The following is a 19,056-nucleotide window of genomic DNA, read 5'->3' on the forward strand; positions in this document are numbered from 1 at the left end:
GATCGCCATTCGCTTGTCCTCGTCAATCGACCCTTGGGCCATCAAACGATGAATTCCGCCCCGTGGGGGCGGAGGGGCTGCGTAACACGCAATCCCGCCGCGACATTGACGGTAATCAAATCCCGTCCTTTAAGCCCTACATTTAATGGAGCTAGGGGCTCCGTATCATTACGGATGGCTATCGGAATTCGGAATTTATCCCGGGCTGGTCATCTTCTCGGGGCGCACCAGGCGGTCGAATTCCTCCCCCGAGACGAAGCCGAGCCGCAGCGCCTCTTCCTTCAGCGTGGTGCCGTTGGCATGCGCCGTCTTGGCCACCTTGGCCGCGTTGTCGTAGCCGATCTTGGGAGCGAGCGCCGTCACCAGCATCAGCGAACGCTGCATCAGTTCCCTGATGCGCTTCTCGTCGGCGCGGATGCCGCTGACGCAATGCTCGGTGAAGGAGCGCGCGGCGTCCGCCATCAGCCGGATCGAGTGCAGCATGTTGTAGGCCAGCACGGGCTTGTAGACGTTGAGCTCGAAATGGCCCTGGCTGCCGGCGACCGTGATCGCGGTGTGATTGCCGAACACTTGGCAGCACACCATCGTCATCGCCTCGCACTGCGTCGGATTGACCTTGCCCGGCATGATCGAGGAGCCCGGCTCGTTCTCCGGCAGCATCAGTTCGCCGAGGCCCGAACGCGGACCCGATCCGAGCAGGCGGATGTCGTTGGCGATCTTGAACAGGCCTGTCGCGACCGAATTGATGGCGCCGTGCGCCAGCACATAGGCGTCGTTCGAAGCCAGCGCCTCGAACTTGTTGGCCGCGCTGGTGAAGGGCAACTTGGTAATCCCGGCAACGTGCTTTGCGAACAGTTTTGCAAAGCGCGGCTTCGAATTGAGGCCGGTGCCGACGGCGGTGCCGCCCTGCGCCAGCGGATAGAGCTCCTTCACCGCGACCTTGAGCCGGGCGATGCCGCTTTCGACCTGTGCGGCATAGCCGGAAAATTCCTGGCCGAGCGTCAGCGGCGTCGCATCCTGAGTGTGGGTGCGGCCGATCTTGACGATCTTTGCGAACTCCTTCTCCTTCTTGCGCAGCGCGCGCAGCAATTCGCCGAGGGCAGGGACCAGATCGGCGGTGATGCGGCTTGCCGCCGCGATATGCATCGCGGTCGGGAACGAGTCGTTCGACGACTGGCTCATGTTGACGTGATCGTTGGGATGCACCGGCTTCTTGGCACCGAGCTCGCCGCCCAGGAGCTCATTGGCGCGATTGGCGATGACCTCGTTGAGATTCATGTTGCTCTGGGTGCCCGAGCCGGTCTGCCACACCACCAGCGGAAAATGATCGTCCAGCTTGCCCTCGATCACCTCGCGCGCGGCGCGGATGATGGCGTTGGCGCGGCGCTGGTCGAGCAGGCCGAGCTCCTGGTTAGACTGCGCCGCGGCGAGCTTGACGACGCCGAGCGCGTGTACGAGCGAGATCGGCATGCGATCGGTGCCGATGCGAAAATTCTGCCGCGAGCGTTCGGTCTGCGCCCCCCAATAACGATCGGCGAGGACCTCGATGGGGCCGAAGCTGTCGGTCTCGGTGCGGGTCGCCGGGCGTGAGGAGCTGTCGGTCTTCGAGCGGGCGGCCTTCGAGCGGGAAGTCTTCGAGAGTGAAGTTTTGGCCATGAGCACATCCATTCCGCCGCGCGAAATGCCACGCGGCCTCTTCATGTGCCTCTATATAGGGAGTTTGGCCGCCTGCGACGGGCGCCAGTCCGATCTAGATCATTTCTTGCGGAAACGATCCAAGCGCACGACTTCGGCGCCGCCCTGGTTCGGAGCCGCCGGCTCTTCGGCGCCTTCCGCAGGTTCAGTGGCAGGGGGCACCGCGACCGCTGACGGGGCGGGAGCGGCCGGCAATGTCTCGGCCGAGAGGTCGGCGACATCGGAGGTGTCGAACTGGAGGCCGAATTTCACGGACGGATCGAGGAAGCTCTTGATGGCGCTGAACGGCACGATCAGCCGCTCCGGAATGCCGCCGAAGGACAGGCCGACCTCGAAGCGGTCCTCGAGCACGGTCAAATCCCAGAACTGGTGCTGCAGGATGATCGTCATCTCTTCCGGGTATTGGGCCAGCAGCCGTGAGGACAATTTCACGCCGTCGGCCTTCGACACGAAGGTGATGAAGAAATGATGCTCGCCGGGCAGTCCTTGGGACGCGGCGTCGGTCAGCACCTTGCGCAACACGCCGCGCAGTGCGTCGCGGGCCAGCACATCGTATCGGATATGATCGGTCGCCATGGTGGTCCTGTTGCATTCCAGGAGCTGGGCCCTGTCGGCCCGACTCGCCAAGCCGCAATAGTACCGCGCCTGACGGGTCAGCAGGAGTCCCCGCGGGGTAGGAAATAAGAGGTAAGTGGAGGCTTCTGTTGCCAGGTGCCTCCGAACCCCGCCTAACGGAGCTTAACCCGTTAGGACTTCAGAATGGTCTTTCAAACTGCGTTACGCAGCCTGAGCAACCGGAGCAAAGTTGTCGTTGGCAACTATTGCATAGCCCGATAACGGCGGAACAATACCGAGAAAAAGAACGCCCTTTACGCCCTCGTCGATCCTATTTCGCCCCCGCCAAAGCCCGCCTCAGGGCCAGCCCGCTGGTGGGCTTTGGTGGAGGCGCCGGGTACCGCCCCCGGGTCCGAATGGTTTATTGCGACGACCGTTTATTTCCATAGCCGGCGAACCGGCACTCCCAATATAGGGGGCAAAGGTTTCAAATAACAGGTGTTTCGAGCGATCATTCCGAGGTTCCCTTTGGATAGGTTCCCGACAGGCTTGGCCGCGCGTCGGCCGGCGTTCTAAGCTCCTGACATGTCCGAGGATTCCGCACCGGCCGCCCAACAACCAGTTCAAGAGCCGGACTGTCCAGCCACCAGCGCCGTTCCGCCGGGCTTGCTCGCGCTGTTCTTGGCCTTTGCCAGGATGTCGCTGGCGGGCTTCGGCGGGGTTTTGGTGTTCGCCAGGCAGGCCATCGTCGAGCAGCACCGCTGGATGACGGCGGACGAGTTCAACGAGACTTTTGCGCTCTGCCATTTCCTGCCCGGGCCCAATATCGTCAATCTGTCCATGGTGTTCGGCGCGCGGCTGCGCGGGATCGCCGGAGGCATTGCCGCCTTCGCAGGGCTGTTGCTGCCGCCCACGCTGATCATGACGGTGCTCGCGATCATCTACGCCCGGTTCGGCGATGTGGAGGTGCTGCGCCGCATCCTCGCGGGCATTTCCTGTGCGGCCGTCGGCCTCTTGATCGCGGTGGTCTTCCGGATGGCGACGCCGTTGCTCAAGCGGCTGGACGCCGTCGCGCTCATCCTGATGCTGGGCGTATTCCTCGCCATCGGCGTCCTTCGCCTGCCGCTCCAGATCGTGCTTTTGGTCGCGATTCCCGTCAGTATCGGCACTGCCTTTCTGATGGGGCGGAAGGTAGCAGCATGAACGCGGAGAACCCGATCTGGGCGCTGATCTCGACCTTCGGCCTGATGTCGCTGTTCGCGGTCGGCGGCGCCGCGGCGGCGGTACCCGAGATGCACCGCATCGCGGTCGATGTGCATCACTGGATGACCGATAAGCAGTTCGCCGACGCCTATGCGATCGCGCAGCTGTCACCAGGTCCGAACGTGCTTATCGTCACGTTAATCGGCTATGCCGTCGCCGGCATCCCCGGCGCGCTGGCGGCGACCTTGGCCATGTGCCTGCCCACCGCGCTGCTTGCCTATTATGTCAGCCGGCTCCTCAATCGGCCGAGCCAATCGCGCTGGCCGGGGCTGATCCAGGCTGCACTGGTTCCGCTCTCGATCGGCTTGATGGCGGCGAGCGCCCTGATCCTGGCCCAGTCGACCGATCGCACGCTTGCTGCGCTGCTTCTGACCGCGACGGTTGCAGTGGTCGCATCCATCTCGCGCATCAATCCACTATGGATTTTGCTGGTCGGGGGCTTGTTGGGTTTTGCTGGCATTGTGTAATGAAAATGGCTAGGCAGTGATCCGGGCGGGGGGATCGATTTCCAGCCGATTAGAACAACAGTGCTCGTGGCTTACGGGTCGCGGAGGAGACATGCATGGCCGATACGCTGGGCCACTCGGCGACAGCCAACCGAAACACCTCGGTGGTGATCAGCTTTTGTCTGCTGGCCATAGCGCCGCAGATTTTCGAATTCATCTGGTCGTTCGGGACGATCGTTGGCTGGGGCGCCGGACGCGGCCCGGCCACCGTCGTGATCAGCCACGCTACGGCGCTGCTCGCGGGCGCGCCCGGCGCGTTGCTTGGAGCGGTCGGCGGTGACACCAAGAAGGCGTCATCCGATGTGCTGCTGGCGCTGATCTATTCCTATCCGATCTTTGCGGTGGCGATTCTCACGATCTTCATGACGATCAGGTCGGCGCAGGACTATGTCGGCGGGATCGTGCTGATGGCGCTCGCTTTGTTCGCACTGTGGGCCTCCAGCGATTTGCAGGGGATGCGCGGCTTCTCCTTTGGCGCCGGCACGGCGCCGCGGATGTTTGGCGGGCTGCTCGTCGCACTTGGCGCCGGCATCGCGTTGACGGGACTGCTGACCGACGGGCCGGGCATGGCGCACTATGCCTGGCGTGGGCCGCTCTTCGTGATGGTCTCGATCGTCTTCTTCGCACTGGCGATTCGTCCGCTTGGGGTGGTGGTTACGGCGTTCGCAAGCTTCATGATCGCGGCGATGGGCACGCATGAGACGCGCTGGGTCGAAGCGCTCATCGTCGGCGCCTGCCTAACGCTGGGCTGCGCGGTGCTCTTCCCCTACGTGCTAGGCCTGCCGATGCCGATGTTCCCGCGCTTCCTGGTTCAGTGAGGGTGTGATGTTCGATCTCTTCCACAATCTGGGCCTCGGTTTCGGTGTGGTGTTTCAGATCTCGTGGTGGTCACCCTGGTGGCTCTACGGTCTGTCGCTCCCGATCTCGATCAATATTCTCATGTGCCTGATTGGTGCGTTGGTCGGCACGCTGGTCGGCGTGCTGCCCGGTATCGGCACCGTCGCAACCGTGGCGATGCTCCTGCCGATCACGTTCGGATTGCCGCCGGTCGGCGCGCTGATCATGCTCGCCGGCATCTATTATGGCGCCCAGTACGGCGGCTCCACCACCTCGATCCTGGTCAATATTCCCGGTGAGGCGACCTCGGTCGTCACCGCAATCGACGGCCACCAGATGGCAAAGCAAGGCCGTGCCGGCCCGGCGCTGGCGATCGCGGCGATCGGTTCGTTCTTCGCCGGCTGCGTCGCGACCGTGCTTATCGCCGTGCTCGGCGCGCCTCTGACCAAGCTGGCACTGGCGTTCGGTCCGGCCGAATATTTCTCGCTGATGGTGCTCGGCCTGATCTTCGCGGTGGTGCTGGCCAAGGGCTCGGTGCTGAAAGCGATCGCGATGATCGTGTTCGGCCTGATGCTGTCGATGGTCGGCTCCGACATCGAGACCGGCGCCTCGCGGATGGCGTTCAACATTCCGGAGCTTGCCGACGGTCTCGGCTTTGCGACGGTCGCGATGGGCGTGTTTGGCTTCGCCGAGATCATCCGCAACCTCGACGCCGGCGCCGAGATGAACCGCGATCTCGTGCAGCAGAAGATCACCGGCCTGATGCCGACCAGGAAGGACCTGATCGACTCGACGCCTGCGATCCTGCGCGGCACCGTGCTCGGCTCGATCCTCGGCATCCTGCCGGGCGGCGGCGCGGTCATCGCGTCCTTTGCGTCCTACACGCTCGAGAAGAAGATCGCCAAGAACCCGTCGCGGTTCGGCCGTGGTGCGATCGAGGGCGTGGCGGCGCCGGAAAGCGCCAACAATGCCGCAGCGCAGACCTCCTTCATCCCGCTGTTGACGCTCGGCATCCCGCCCAACGCCGTGATGGCGCTGATGGTGGGCGCGATGACCATCCACGGCATCGTGCCCGGTCCGCAGGTGATGCAGAAGCAGCCGGAGCTGGTCTGGGGCATGATCGCCTCGATGTGGATCGGCAATCTGATGCTGATCATCATCAACCTGCCGCTGGTCGGAATCTGGGTGCGGCTGTTGCGCGTCCCCTACCGGCTGATGTTCCCCTCGATCGTGATCTTCTGCGCGATCGGCATCTACTCGGTGAACAACGCGCCGGTCGACGTCATCCTCGCAGGCGTGTTCGGTCTGGTCGGCTACTGGCTGATCAAGCACGATTTCGAGCCGGCGCCGCTGTTGCTCGGCATGGTGCTCGGACCGCTGATGGAAGAGAACCTGCGCCGCGCGTTGCTGATCTCGCGCGGCGACTGGAGCGTGTTCCTGACGCGTCCGCTGTCGGCCGTGCTGCTCGCGATTGCGGCTTTCCTCCTGGTGCTCACGGTGCTGCCCGCGTTGCGTGCCAAGCGAGACGAGGTGTTCACGGAATCCGAAAACTAAGGAGCGCCGCGCCTGCGGCGCGCGCCGGGGCTCGAACCCAAGCCGGCAAGTTGGCCAGCAGGATCAATCTGATAGACGAGGGGCGGGACGCTGAGTTCCGCCCCTTGTCGTTTGCACCGGGAACGCTCACTTTTCCGGGTATAATGCGTATGGATGGCGAATCGCCGCTGTCGCAGCGCGGGGGCGGCCGCTAAATTCGCCGCCTCCCCAAAGGCTCACGCACATGCACCAGTATCAGGACCTGCTCGAGCGGATTCTTTCAGACGGCGCCGAAAAGACCGACCGGACCGGCACCGGCACGCTCTCGGTGTTCGGCCATCAGATGCGCTTCAACCTGTCCGCCGGTTTTCCGATGCTGACCACCAAGCGCCTGCCGCTGAAGGCGATCGTGCACGAGCTGTTGTGGTTCCTGAAGGGCGATACCAACATCAAATATCTGCGCGACAACGGCGTCACCATCTGGGACGAATGGGCCGACGCCAATGGCGATCTCGGCCCTGTCTACGGCCATCAGTGGCGCTCCTGGCCCGCGCCGGACGGACGCAGCATCGATCAGATCGCGAACGTGGTCGACATGATCAAGCGCAATCCGGACTCGCGCCGCCTGATCGTCTCGGCCTGGAATCCGGCCGAGGTCGACAAGATGGCGCTGCCGCCGTGCCACTGCCTGTTCCAGTTCTACGTCGCCAACGGCAAGCTGTCGTGCCAGCTCTATCAGCGCTCGGCCGACGTGTTCCTCGGCGTGCCCTTCAACATCGCCTCCTACGCGCTGCTCACCATGATGGTGGCGCAGGTCACGGGCTTGAAGCCCGGCGACTTCGTGCACTCGTTCGGTGACACCCATCTCTATTCCAACCATCTGGAGCAGGCGAAGCTCCAGCTCACGCGCGCGCCGCGGGCGCTGCCGGTGATGCGGATCAATCCCGATGTGAAGGATATCTTCTCCTTCCGTTACGAGGACTTTGAGCTCGTCGGCTACGATCCGCATCCGCACATCAAGGCCGCGGTCGCGGTCTGACGCCGATGTCGCTCAACATCCGACGTGTGCGTCCCGGCGAGGCCGGGCTTGTTCTCGCTTTCATCCGCGAACTCGCCGAGTACGAAAAGCTCTCGCACGAGGTCGAGGCGACCGAGGCGATGATCGCCGACGCACTGTTCGGCGAGCGGCCGCAACTCCATTGCGCTCTCGCCGAGTGGAATGGTGAGGCGGTCGGCTTCGCGGTGTGGTTTGCGAATTTTTCGACGTTCAGCGGCCGCCACGGCATCTATCTCGAAGATTTGTATGTGCGGCCGTCGCATCGGGGCAGGGGCCTCGGCAGGGCGCTGCTCGTGCACCTCGCCAGGGAATGCGTCGAGAACGGCTGGTCGCGGCTGCAATGGGCGGTGCTCGACTGGAACGCGCCGTCGATCGCGTTCTACAAATCGCTCGGTGCCGTCATGCTTGATGACTGGACGCTGTGCCGCGTCACCGGTCCGGCGCTGACGCGGCTTGCCGGGAGCGCGTCCTGATGGAGATCGTCTTCGTCGTCGCGATCGCGGAGAACGGCGTCATAGGCGCCGGCAACGCGATGCCGTGGCGAATGAAATCCGACATGGCGCGCTTCAAGGCGCTCACGATCGGCAAGCCCGTGATCATGGGCCGCAGGACCTTCGAATCCCTGCCCCGGCCGCTTCCGGGCCGCACCAATATCGTTGTCACGCGCGATGCGGATTACCGCGCCGCTGGCGCCATCGTCACCACATCGACCGCCGAGGCAGACGCCATCGCGCGCGGCGATGCCCTGCGGCGTTCGGTCGCCGAGATCGCCGTGATTGGCGGTGCCGAAATCTACCGGCAATGGCTCGATCGCGCCGATCGCCTCGAAATCACCGAAGTGCATGCCCGCCCCGAAGGCGACACGCATTTCGACATCAACAGGGCGGAGTGGGATGAGGTTGAGCGCATCCGTCATCCTGCCGGCCCCCACGACAGCGCCGACTACTCCTATGTGACATATCGTCGGCGGGTGGGCCATTAACCGCATTTGCCAATGTTAACATTGACTTTTCTGCCCCCGAGCTTAGCTCGGAGGGCGGCGAGCGCTGCGTTGTAAGGGACCTGCCTGTCCCCTATAAAGCCGGACCGGACAAAGCGGGCGGGGGCAATTTCACCCTGCCGAGGAGAGCGTCGAATGCCGTGGAAGAATCAGGGCGGTGGCCCATGGGGCTCGGGTCCGAAGGGACCATGGGGCAACGGCCCGCAACCGGTCGGGCCCAGGCCGCCGGATCTGGAAGACCTTCTGCGGCGCGGCCAGGATCGCCTCCAGCAGATCATGCCGGGTGGCTATTTCTCCGGCATCGGCATCACGCTGATCGTGCTGCTCATCGTCGCGTTCTGGCTGCTGTCGGGCTTCTTCCGGGTGCAGTCCGAAGAGCTCGGCGTCGTGCTGCGCTTCGGCAAGCATGTCCGCACCGTCGAGCCCGGCCTAAACTACCATCTGCCCTATCCGATCGAGACGGTGCTGCTGCCAAAGGCATTGCGCGTTTCCACCATCTCCATCGGCATGACGCTGATCGACGATCCGGCGCGGCGCGGCCGCTCCATTCGTGACGTGCCGGAAGAGAGCCTGATGCTGACCGGCGACGAGAACATCGTCGACGTCGACTTCACGGTGCTCTGGCGCATCAAGCCTAACGGCGTCGGCGATTTCCTTTTCAACATCCAGAATCCCGAAGGCACCGTGAAGGCGGTTGCCGAGAGCGCGATGCGCGAGGTGATCGGCCGCTCGCAGATCCAGCCGATCCTGACCGGCGCGCGCAACGTCACCGAACAGGGCGTGCAGGAACTGATCCAGAAGACCCTGGACAGCTACGGCGCCGGCATTCAGATCAGCCAGGTGCAGATGCAGAAGGTCGACCCGCCGGCTCAGGTGATCGACGCCTTCCGCGACGTCCAGGCGGCGCGCGCCAACCTCGAGCAGCTGCAGAACGAGGCGCAGACCTATGCCAACCAGGTCGTGCCGCAGGCACGCGGACGTGCGGCGCAGATCATGCAGGCCGCCGAAGGCTACAGGGAGCAGACCGTCGCCGAGGCCAAGGGCCAGAGCTCGCGCTTCCTGAAGGTTTACGAGGAATACAAGAAGGCGCCCGACGTGACGCGTGAACGGATTTATCTGGAGACGATGGAGCGCGTGCTCGGTGGCTCGGAAAAGCTGATCTATGACGGCGGCCAGTCGGGCCAGGGCGTCGTGCCTTATCTGCCGCTCAGCGAATTGACGACCAAGCGGCCACCTGCAGCCGGCCAGCAGACGACCGGAGGCAACCGATGAGATCTCCAGTTACAGGCATCGCCACGCTGCTCGGCCTCCTGCTCGTCGTGATCGTGGGCTACATGTCCCTGTTCACGGTGGCGCAGACCGAGCAGACCATCGTGCTGCAGTTCGGCAAGCCCGTCGACGTCGTCACCGCTCCCGGCCTGCACTTCAAGGCGCCGTGGAATTCGGTGATCAACATCGATAAACGCATCCTCGATCTGGAGAACCCGTCGCAGGAAGCGATCGCGTCCGACCAGAAGCGGCTCGTGGTCGACGCCTTCGCGCGTTACCGCATCAAGGACGCGTTGCGCTTCTATCAGAGCATCGGCTCGATCCAGGCCGCCAACATCCAGCTCACCACGCTCTTGAACGCGGCGCTGCGCCGCGTTCTCGGCGAGGTGACCTTCATCAACGTGGTCCGCGACGACCGCGAGAAGCTGATGCAGCGCATCCGCGATCAGCTCGACCACGAGGCCGACGGCTACGGCATCCAGGTCGTCGACGTCCGGATCCGCCGCGCCGATTTGCCCGAGCAGAACAGCCAGGCGGTCTATCTGCGCATGAAGACGGAACGCGAGCGCGAAGCCGCCGAGTTCCGCGCGCAGGGCGGCCAGAAGGCACAGGAGATCCGCTCCAAGGCCGACCGCGAGGCGACCGTGATCGAGGCGGATGCAAGGTCGCTGGCCGAGCAGACGCGCGGCGTCGGCGATGCCGAGCGCAACCGTCTGTTCGCCGAAGCCTACGGCAAGGATGCGGATTTCTTCGCCTTCTACCGCTCGATGGCGGCCTATGAGACCGGGCTGCGCGCGAACGACACCCGCTTCCTGCTGCGGCCGGACTCGGATTTCTTCCGGTTCTTTGGTAACCCGTCCGGCAAGACGGCGACTACGACGCCAGCGAAGCCGTAAGCGAGACAAGGGCGGCAGGTCTGGCCGCCCTTCGTCCAGACAAGAACAGCACAACGGGAGGTTCCAATCCGATGAGGTCCATTGCGTTCACCGACTTCCTCATCGGTTTGGGCATCCTGTTCGTGCTGGAAGGCTTGATGTTCGCGGCGAGCCCGGCCTGGATGCGCAAGGCCATGAAAAGCGCGATGGCCACGCCGGACAATATCCTGCGGGCGGTCGGCATTGGTTCGGCCGTGGCCGGCCTGATCCTGATCTGGGTTATGCGACGTCCAATTTAACCGTCGCACCAACGCCAAAGTGAAGGCGAGGGACCGGTTTTCGCCTTATTATCCGGGTCTTGAGGCCCGTTAAGGTCCGCGCTTGCGCCGTCCCCCCGTTCGAGCGCAGTCTTGACGTCGAATCCTTGTTTCCTGGAGATCACAATGACCGCTGCCACCATTGCCCCGACCCGTTTGCGCTTAGGGCTGGCCGCGCTCGCCGTGGGCGTTTTCAGCGCACTCGGCACACCGGCCTATGCGCGCGGACCGGATGGCATCGCCGACGTCGCCGAAAAGGTGATCGACGCGGTCGTCAACATCTCGACCTCGCAGACCGTCGAAGCCAAGGGCGGGGGCGGCGGCAATGCCATGCCGCAATTGCCGCCCGGCTCGCCCTTCGAGGAGTTCTTCGACGACTTCTTCAAGAATCGCAAGGGTCCCGGCGGCGGCAGCAAGGGCGGCGAGAACGGCCCCGCGCCGCGCAAGACCAACTCGCTCGGAAGTGGCTTCATCATCGACACATCAGGCGTCGTCGTTACCAACAACCACGTCATCGCGGATGCCGACGAGATCAACGTCATTCTCAACGACGGGACCAAGATCAAGGCCGAGTTGGTCGGCGTCGACAAGAAGACCGACCTTGCCGTGCTCAAGTTCAAGCCATCGAAGCCGCTGGTGTCTGTGAAGTTCGGCGATTCCGACAAGCTGCGCCTCGGCGACTGGGTGGTCGCGATCGGCAATCCTTTCAGCCTCGGCGGCACCGTGACGGCCGGTATCGTCTCGGCGAAGAACCGTGACATCTCCTCAGGTCCCTATGACAGCTACATTCAGACCGACGCCTCCATCAATCGCGGCAATTCCGGCGGTCCGCTGTTCAACCTCGATGGCGACGTCATCGGCGTCAACACGCTGATCATCTCGCCCTCCGGCGGCTCGATCGGCATCGGCTTCGCCGTACCGTCGAAGACGGTCGCGGGTGTCGTCGACCAGCTCCGCCAGTTCGGCGAATTGCGCCGCGGCTGGCTGGGCGTGCGCATCCAGAGCGTCACTGACGAGATCGCCGAGAGCCTGAACATCAAGCCGCCGCGCGGTGCGCTGGTTGCCGGCATCGACGACAAGGGCCCGGCCAAGCCGGCCGGCATCGAGCCCGGCGACGTCGTCGTCAAGTTCGACGGCAAGGACGTCAAGGACCCCAAGGATCTCTCTCGCGTGGTCGCCGACACGGCGGTCGGCAAGGAAGTCGACGTCGTCATCATCCGCAAGGGTCAGGAGGAGACCAAGAAGGTCACGCTCGGCCGGTTGCAGGATCCCGAGAAGGTGCAGGCCGCAGTGAAGACCGACGAGCCCGCGCCTGAAAAGACTGTGACACAGAAGGCGCTCGGCCTCGATCTCGCGGCGCTGAGCAAGGATCTGCGTGCACGCTACAAGATCAAGGACACCGTCAAGGGCGTTGTCGTCACCAATGTCGATGCCAATTCGGATGCCGCCGAGAAGCGCCTCTCTGCCGGCGACGTCATCGTCGAGGTGGCGCAGGAGGCCGTCTCCAGCGGCGCCGACATCCAGAAGCGGGTCGACCAGCTCAAGAAGGACGGCAAGAAATCGGTGCTGCTGCTGGTGTCGAACGCCGACGGCGAGCTGCGCTTCGTGGCGTTGAGCGTGCAGTAGGCGCGCTCGCTTTCACCTCTCGTCGTGGCCGGGCTTGACCCGGCCATCCACGCCTTGCCACGCGGACGGGCGTGACGTGGATGCCCGGGACAAGACAGGACATGACGGCGGAGAGGAGGACGCTAAGCCTCCACAAACTCCTCGCGCCGATACCCCTGCGCATACAGCAGCGCGGTGAGATCGCCATGATCGATCCGCGCCGCTGCAGCCGCGGCTACCGCGGGCTTCGCATGATACGCCACGCCCAGTCCCGCCGCCTGGATCATCGCGAGATCATTGGCGCCGTCGCCGACCGCCAGCGAGTCGACGTCGTCGAGATCGAACGACTCCATCAGATCCACCAGGGTCGCGAGCTTTGCCGCGCGGCCCAAAATCGGCTCCTTCACCTCGCCGGTGAACTTGCCGTCGCGGACCACGAGCTCGTTGGCGCGGTTCTCCTGGAAGCCGATCCTGGTGGCGACCGCGCTGGTGAACAGCGTGAAGCCGCCGGAGACGAGACAGGCATAGGCGCCATGGGCGCGCATGGTCGCGACCAGTTCGCGGCCACCCGGCGTCAGTGTAATGTGCTTCGCCAGCACCTCGTCGACAGCACTGGCGGGGAGGTCCTTGAGCAGCGCAACGCGCTCACGTAGCGCCGGCTCGAACTCGACCTCGCCGCGCATCGCGCGTTCGGTGATGGCGGCCACATGGGCCTTCACCCCGACGAAATCGGCGAGCTCGTCGATGCATTCCTGGCCGATCATGGTGGAATCCATGTCGGCGAGAAAAAGCTTCTTGCGCCGGAAGCCGACTGGCTGCACCACGATGTCGATGGGCAGGTCGCCGCGAAGCTCGCGGAGCCGCTGTTCGATGGCGTGACGGTCGCCTTCGAGGTTACTGTCGGCGCCGAAGGGGATATCGACTGCAACCCCGTCGAAGAGCCAGTGCGCGGGAGCTGCCTGAGGCAGCACGGCGCGGGCGCCGTCGACGATGGTCGAGTCGAGCGCGGGATTATTCGGGTTGCAGATCAGCGTGGCGACGAGGGACATTTGAGGTTTTCGTGAGCGAGGGGCAAGTCGGCAGAAGGCATGTTGGCAAGGCGGTGCTTATCGCAGGCCCGACCGCCAGCGGCAAGTCGGCGCTGGCGCTGGAGCTTGCGCTCGCTGCGGGCGGGGTCGTGATCAATGCCGATTCCATGCAGGTCTACCGCGACCTCCGCATCATCACCGCGCGTCCCACAGATGGCGACGAGGCGCAGGTGCCTCATCGCCTGTACGGCCATGTCGATGCGGCCGTGAATTTTTCGGCTGGTGCCTGGGTGAGCGACGTGGCGAAGGCGCTTGAACAGGCGCAAGCCGAAGGCCGCCTGCCGATCTTCATCGGCGGCACCGGGCTGTACTTCAAGGCGCTGACGGCGGGCCTTTCCGTGGTACCGCCAATTCCCGCCGAGGTGCGCGAGGACGTTCGGGCGCGGCTGGAGCGGAACGGCGTCGAGGCGCTGCACGCGGAACTCGCAGCCGCCGATCCTCGAGCCGCCGAACGATTGAACCTGCGCGATCGCACGCGCATTGCGCGCGCGCTCGAAGTGGTCGAAGCCACCGGCCGTTCGCTGCTGGACTGGCACCATGAGGGCCAGCCGCCGCTGCTGCCGAAGGACAGTTTTCGCGCCGTGTTCATCGCCCCCGAGCGCGATGAGCTCTATGCCCGCATCGACGCCCGCTTCGACGCCATGCTGGGCGCTGGCGCGCTGAAGGAGGTCGAGCGTCTCGCCGCCCGAAATCTCGATCCGCTGCTGCCGGCGATGAAGGCTCATGGCGTGCCGGCGCTGATCCGGCATCTGCGCGGAGAGCTCAGCCTGGAGCAGGCGGCCACCATCGGCCGCGCCGACACCCGCCACTACGCCAAGCGGCAGTTCACCTGGTTTCGGCACCAATTGCCCGAATTCGAGTGGGTGAAGCCGGAGGAGACGACGGGCTGGCGGGCGGCGATGGTGAATGCGGCACGGGGCTCCGGCTGACACGCTTTTGTGCCTCGGGTCGCGAATTTACCTCTCGCTCAACCCCGGGAACACCGCTACACTGGCAAAATCGCGCGGGAACGGCCGCATTGCCTTGACATCGGGGCGCCGGCCGCTATGTTTCGCGCAACCTTTGGGAAGCCGGGCACCTGCCATGCGTAACATTATTACCAAACTCCTTATCTCCGTCGTACCCAGGCACACCGCCGGGGGTGGCTAGCTGCCATCCACATGACAGGCGGTGTGCATGGGTCCCTCTTCGGGGCCTTTTTTATTTCCCGAACCCGAGACGAACGAAGCCGCTGACAACAGCGCATCCGGAGCAAGCCAATGAGCGACAAGAGCCACGATCCGAACCAGATGACCGGCGCCGCGATGATCGTCCGCGCGCTCATTGATCATGGCGTGACCGACATTTTCGGCTATCCCGGCGGCGCGGTGCTCCCGATCTACGACGAGATCTTTCAGCAGAGCGAAGTCCAGCACATCCTGGTCCGCCACGAGCAGGGCGCGGGCCACGCCGCCGAGGGCTATGCGCGTTCGACCGGCAGGCCGGGCGTTGCACTGGTGACCTCCGGCCCCGGCGCCACCAACATGGTGACGCCGCTCACCGACGCGCTGATGGACTCGATCCCGCTGGTCTGCATCTCCGGCCAGGTGCCGACGCATCTGATCGGCAACGACGCGTTCCAGGAATGCGACACCGTCGGTATCACGCGCCCCTGCACCAAACACAACTGGCTCGTGCGCGACGTCAACGATCTCGCCAAGGTGCTGCACGAGGCGTTTTACGTTGCGACCACGGGTCGACCCGGCCCGGTGCTCGTCGACGTGCCCAAGGACGTCCAGTTCGCAACCGGCACCTATCATCCGCCGCGCAAATCCGACGTGCATCGCTCCTACGCGCCGCGGGTGAAGGGCGATGCGACGCAGATCCGCAAGGCCGTGGCGCTGCTCGCAGGCGCCAAGCGCCCCGTGATCTACAGCGGCGGCGGCGTGATCAATTCCGGCCCCGAGGCAACCAGGCTGCTGCGCGAATTGGTCGAGGTCACCGGTTTCCCGATCACCTCGACCCTGATGGGCCTCGGCGCCTATCCCGCGTCGGGCAAGAGCTGGCTCGGCATGCTCGGCATGCACGGCACCTACGAAGCCAACATGACCATGCATGATTGCGACGTCATGCTGTGCGTCGGCGCGCGCTTCGACGATCGCATCACCGGCCGCGTCGACGCGTTCTCGCCGGGCTCGAAGAAGATCCACATCGACATCGACCCGTCCTCGATCAACAAGAACATCCGCGTCGACGTGCCGATCATCGGCGACTGCGGCAACATCCTCGGCGACATACTCCAGGTGTTCAAGGCGGAGGCGAAGAAGCCCGACATCAAGGCGTGGTGGCAGCAGATCGCGCAGTGGCGCGCCCGCAACTCGCTCTATTACAGGAAGAGCAACGACGTCATCCTGCCGCAGCATGCGATCCAGAGCCTGTTCGAGGCGACCCGCGGCAAGGACACCTACATCACCACCGAGGTCGGCCAGCATCAGATGTGGGCCGCGCAGTTCTACGGCTTCGAGGAGCCGCATCGCTGGATGACCTCGGGCGGTCTCGGCACCATGGGCTACGGCTTGCCGGCCGCGGTCGGCGTGCAGGTTGCCCATCCCGACAGCCTCGTCATCGACATCGCGGGGGATGCCTCGGTGCAGATGACGATGCAGGAGATGTCGACGGCGGTGCAGTACGAGCTGCCGATCAAGATCTTCATCCTGAACAACCAATACATGGGCATGGTGCGGCAGTGGCAGCAGCTGCTCCATGGCAACCGCCTGTCGCATTCCTACTCGGAGGCGATGCCGGACTTCGTCAAGCTCGCGGAAGCCTATGGCGGGGTCGGCATCCAGGTGCACAAGCCCGGCGATCTCGACGGCGCCATCCAGGAGATGATCTCGGTCAAGCGCCCGGTGCTGTTCGACTGCCGCGTCGCGTCGCTGGAAAATTGTTTCCCGATGATTCCCTCCGGCAAGGCGCACAACGAGATGCTGTTGCCGGAGCAGGCGAATGACGAAGCCACCGCAAAGGCGTTCGCCGGCGGCAAGGCGCTGGTGTGAGCGTGATCGTCACAAATTCCGCTGTCATCGCCCGGCTTGACCGGGCGATCCAGTACGCCGCGGCCTCTCGATCCCCTCGGGGGCCTCTGGAATACTGGATCCCCGCCTTCGCGCGGATGACAGTCGCGAGAGATGGTTGATGGGAAGGTAAAATGTCCGACCTGAAGGAGCTCGAACGCGCACATGCGATCGTGGGGCAGGCGGTGCCGGCAACGCCGGCGCACGCCTGGCCGCTGCTCGCCGAGCGGCTCGGCACGCAAGTTCTGGTCAAGCACGAGAACCACACGCCGACGGGCGCCTTCAAGGTGCGCGGCGGGCTCGTCTATCTCGATCGGCTGAAGCGCGAACGGCCGAACATTCCGGGCATCATTTCGGCGACGCGCGGCAATCATGGCCAGAGCCTCGCCTTTGCGGCGAGCCGCCATGGCGTGCCTGCCGTGATTTATGTGCCGCGCGGCAATTCGGCTGAGAAGAACCGGGCGATGAAGGCGTTTGGCGCCGAGCTCGTCGAGCATGGCGAGGACTTTCAGGCCGCACGCGAGGAAGCCGGACGCCACGCGCAGTTTGCCGGGCTGCACATGGTGCCGTCGTTCCATACCGACCTGGTGCTGGGCGTGGCGACCTATGCGCTCGAATTGTTCCGGGCCGCGCCGGATCTCGACGTCCTCTATGTGCCGATCGGGCAGGGCTCGGGCATCTGCGGCTGCATCATGGCGCGCGATCTGCTCGGCCTGAAGACCGAGATCGTCGGGGTGCAGTCGACCGAGGCGCCGTCCTACGCGCTGTCGTTCGCGGCGGGCCAAGTCGTGACCACCGAGACCAGCAACACGCTCGCGGACGGCATGGCGACGCGGATTCCCGATCCGGAAGCGCTCGCCATCATCCTCAAGGGCGCCGCGCGTATCGTCCAAGTGACGGACGATGAGATCGCGCTCGCGATCCATGCGCTCTGGACCGACACCCACAATCTCGCCGAAGGCGCCGGTGCCGCAGCGCTTGCCGCGGCGCTTCAGGAAAAGACCAAGCTACAGGGCAAGCGCGTCGGTCTCGTGCTGTCCGGCGGCAATATCGATTTCGATCTGTTCCGCGGTTGGGTCGGAACGGATGCGCCGGTCGCTCGTCGGGCGACGGCGTAACGACGAGAATGAAGGGGACGACAATGAACCAGCCCGCATCCGCCTATTTCATCGAGGAGCGCCACGACCCGAACGAGACGCACACGCTTTCGGTGCTCGTGCAGAACGAGCCCGGCGTGCTCGCGCGCGTCATCGGCCTGTTCTCGGGGCGCGGCTACAACATCGAGAGCCTCACGGTCTCGGAGACCGAGAGCCAGAAGCATCTCTCGCGCATCACCATCGTCACCACGGGTACGCCGATGGTGATCGAGCAGATCAAGCATCAGCTTGACCGCATGATCCCGGTCTATCGCGTCGTCGACATGACGCTGACCAAGCGCTCGATCGAGCGCGAGTTGGCGATGGTCAAGGTGCGCGGAGAGGGCGAGCATCGCGTCGAGGCGCTGCGGCTGGCGGATGCGTTCCGCGCCCGCGTGATTGACGCCACCACCGAGAGCTTTGTGTTCGAGATCACAGGCAATACCGACAAGATCAATCAGTTTATCGACCTGATGCGTCCGCTTGGCCTCGTCGAAGTGTCGCGCACCGGTGTTGCCGCGATCGGTCGCGGGCCTGAAGGAATGTGAGCCATGCTGGCGCGCGACTGGTATTACAACGAGCGGAACCGGATGGGGATCGGGCCTGCGGTGGCCTCGATCTACGACAGTCATGACGATGCCGATCTACGGGCGCGCGCCGCGCTGAAGATGCTTGGCGTCCAGCGCGGCTGGCGCATTGCCGACATCGGTTGCGGCAACGGCGTGCTCGCGACCGAGGCTGCGCTGATGGGCGCCGAGGTCGACGCCATCGACATCTCGCCCGCGATGCTGGCGCTCGCCGAGATCTACGCGCGCGACCGCAAGGCGCCCGTGCGCACGCAGTCCGCCGGCCTGCTCAGCTTCGCCTACCGGCCGGAATCCTATGACCTGATCGTCAGCGAGTTCACGCTGCACCATCTGCCGGATTTCTGGAAGGCGGTGGCGATGTCGCGGATCTATCGCGCGCTCAAGCCCGGTGCCACCTTCTATTTGCGCGACATCGTCTACGCCTCGATGCCCGATGCCGTCGAGCGCGACGTCGATCAATGGGCCGACTTTGAGATCAAGAACCACGATGTTCCGCGTGAAAGCGTCGTCACCCACATGCGCGACGAGTATTCCACTTTTGGCTGGGTCATGGAGCGGATGCTGGCCGACGTCGGCTTCACGCTGGTCTCGGCCGATTACCACGCCCCGATGCACGGCACTTATCTGCTGCGGAAACCCAATTCTTCCACGTAAGGCCGGCAAGCGGCTCGACCAGAACA

The 19,056-nt window shown here is 64.4% G+C and carries 19 protein-coding genes and 1 other RNA gene; 16 read left to right on the forward strand and 4 right to left on the reverse strand.

The genetic code is table 11. The annotated features are described in order from the left end of the window. Positions 1 to 195: 195 nt before the first annotated feature. From fumC to ssrA, 3 genes are all read right to left on the reverse strand, one after another. Positions 196 to 1,668: a class II fumarate hydratase gene (fumC, locus tag AC0L27_RS11945; protein WP_473319289.1), complete on the reverse strand. Its 1,473-nt coding sequence runs from the start codon at positions 1,666 to 1,668 to the stop codon at positions 196 to 198. 87 nt (positions 1,669 to 1,755) lie between these two features. After that, positions 1,756 to 2,271: an SspB family protein gene (locus AC0L27_RS11950; protein ID WP_275173488.1), complete on the reverse strand. Its 516-nt coding sequence runs from the start codon at positions 2,269 to 2,271 to the stop codon at positions 1,756 to 1,758. Positions 2,272 to 2,385: 114 nt separating this feature from the next. Continuing rightward, positions 2,386 to 2,751, reverse strand: a transfer-messenger RNA (tmRNA) gene (gene ssrA, locus AC0L27_RS11955). An 84-nt stretch (positions 2,752 to 2,835) separates the two neighbouring features. On the opposite strand from ssrA, the gene AC0L27_RS11960 reads away from it, so the two are divergent. The 11 genes from AC0L27_RS11960 to AC0L27_RS12010 all read left to right on the forward strand — a co-directional run bounded on the left by AC0L27_RS11960 (position 2,836) and on the right by AC0L27_RS12010 (position 12,533). Beyond that, positions 2,836 to 3,453: a chromate transporter gene (locus AC0L27_RS11960; protein WP_473319121.1), complete on the forward strand. Its 618-nt coding sequence runs from the start codon at positions 2,836 to 2,838 to the stop codon at positions 3,451 to 3,453. Then, the gene (locus AC0L27_RS11965) at positions 3,450 to 3,980 is read left to right on the forward strand and encodes a chromate transporter (RefSeq protein WP_354205459.1); all 531 of its coding nucleotides are present in this window, start codon (positions 3,450 to 3,452) and stop codon (positions 3,978 to 3,980) included. Before AC0L27_RS11960 ends, AC0L27_RS11965 begins: the two co-directional genes overlap by 4 nt. 95 nt (positions 3,981 to 4,075) lie before the next feature. Continuing rightward, a complete protein-coding gene (locus AC0L27_RS11970; RefSeq protein ID WP_354205461.1) occupies positions 4,076 to 4,837 on the forward strand; it encodes a tripartite tricarboxylate transporter TctB family protein in 762 nt (253 codons plus the stop codon). Positions 4,838 to 4,844: 7 nt separating this feature from the next. Then, positions 4,845 to 6,410, forward strand: a complete 1,566-nt coding sequence (locus tag AC0L27_RS11975; protein ID WP_275173492.1) for a tripartite tricarboxylate transporter permease — start codon at positions 4,845 to 4,847, stop codon at positions 6,408 to 6,410. Between the two features lie 223 nt (positions 6,411 to 6,633). Then, on the forward strand, positions 6,634 to 7,428 hold the full coding sequence (locus AC0L27_RS11980) for a thymidylate synthase (protein ID WP_473319124.1): 795 nt from the start codon (positions 6,634 to 6,636) through the stop codon (positions 7,426 to 7,428). Positions 7,429 to 7,433: 5 nt separating this feature from the next. Further along, on the forward strand, positions 7,434 to 7,919 hold the full coding sequence (locus AC0L27_RS11985) for a GNAT family N-acetyltransferase (protein WP_275173493.1): 486 nt from the start codon (positions 7,434 to 7,436) through the stop codon (positions 7,917 to 7,919). Continuing rightward, positions 7,919 to 8,428: a dihydrofolate reductase gene (locus AC0L27_RS11990; RefSeq protein ID WP_354060671.1), complete on the forward strand. Its 510-nt coding sequence runs from the start codon at positions 7,919 to 7,921 to the stop codon at positions 8,426 to 8,428. Before AC0L27_RS11985 ends, AC0L27_RS11990 begins: the two co-directional genes overlap by 1 nt. A 153-nt stretch (positions 8,429 to 8,581) precedes the next feature. After that, positions 8,582 to 9,718, forward strand: a complete 1,137-nt coding sequence (hflK, locus tag AC0L27_RS11995) for an FtsH protease activity modulator HflK (protein ID WP_275173495.1) — start codon at positions 8,582 to 8,584, stop codon at positions 9,716 to 9,718. Then, positions 9,715 to 10,611: a protease modulator HflC gene (hflC, locus tag AC0L27_RS12000; RefSeq protein WP_275173496.1), complete on the forward strand. Its 897-nt coding sequence runs from the start codon at positions 9,715 to 9,717 to the stop codon at positions 10,609 to 10,611. The genes hflK and hflC overlap by 4 nt, the downstream gene beginning before the upstream one ends. Positions 10,612 to 10,682: 71 nt before the next feature. Next, entirely contained in the window at positions 10,683 to 10,889 is a 207-nt protein-coding gene (locus AC0L27_RS12005; protein WP_275173497.1) for a DUF2065 domain-containing protein, read from the forward strand. 144 nt (positions 10,890 to 11,033) lie between these two features. Then, positions 11,034 to 12,533 (forward strand): Do family serine endopeptidase, encoded by a 1,500-nt coding sequence (locus tag AC0L27_RS12010; RefSeq protein ID WP_473319129.1) that lies wholly within the window; start codon positions 11,034 to 11,036, stop codon positions 12,531 to 12,533. Positions 12,534 to 12,655: 122 nt separating this feature from the next. On the opposite strand, the gene serB is transcribed toward AC0L27_RS12010, so the two are convergent. Further along, positions 12,656 to 13,561: a phosphoserine phosphatase SerB gene (gene serB / locus AC0L27_RS12015; protein WP_473319131.1), complete on the reverse strand. Its 906-nt coding sequence runs from the start codon at positions 13,559 to 13,561 to the stop codon at positions 12,656 to 12,658. A gap of 11 nt (positions 13,562 to 13,572) precedes the next feature. Here serB and miaA point away from each other — a divergent pair, with 11 nt between their 5' ends. From miaA to AC0L27_RS12040, 5 genes are all read left to right on the forward strand, one after another. Beyond that, a complete protein-coding gene (miaA, locus tag AC0L27_RS12020) occupies positions 13,573 to 14,529 on the forward strand; it encodes a tRNA (adenosine(37)-N6)-dimethylallyltransferase MiaA (RefSeq protein ID WP_473319133.1) in 957 nt (318 codons plus the stop codon). A gap of 330 nt (positions 14,530 to 14,859) precedes the next feature. Next, the gene (locus AC0L27_RS12025; protein ID WP_027570800.1) at positions 14,860 to 16,635 is read left to right on the forward strand and encodes an acetolactate synthase 3 large subunit; all 1,776 of its coding nucleotides are present in this window, start codon (positions 14,860 to 14,862) and stop codon (positions 16,633 to 16,635) included. Between the two features lie 152 nt (positions 16,636 to 16,787). Then, positions 16,788 to 17,771: a threonine dehydratase gene (locus AC0L27_RS12030; RefSeq protein ID WP_473319134.1), complete on the forward strand. Its 984-nt coding sequence runs from the start codon at positions 16,788 to 16,790 to the stop codon at positions 17,769 to 17,771. Positions 17,772 to 17,794: 23 nt separating this feature from the next. After that, positions 17,795 to 18,337 carry an acetolactate synthase small subunit gene (ilvN, locus tag AC0L27_RS12035; RefSeq protein ID WP_027519532.1) on the forward strand — a complete coding sequence of 181 codons (543 nt, stop codon included), beginning with the start codon at positions 17,795 to 17,797 and terminating at the stop codon, positions 18,335 to 18,337. A gap of 3 nt (positions 18,338 to 18,340) precedes the next feature. Continuing rightward, positions 18,341 to 19,030, forward strand: coding sequence for a class I SAM-dependent methyltransferase (locus AC0L27_RS12040; protein WP_473319136.1), 690 nt, complete (start codon positions 18,341 to 18,343; stop codon positions 19,028 to 19,030). Positions 19,031 to 19,056: the final 26 nt, after the last annotated feature.

Source organism: Bradyrhizobium sp. Ken51 (assembly GCF_055807435.1).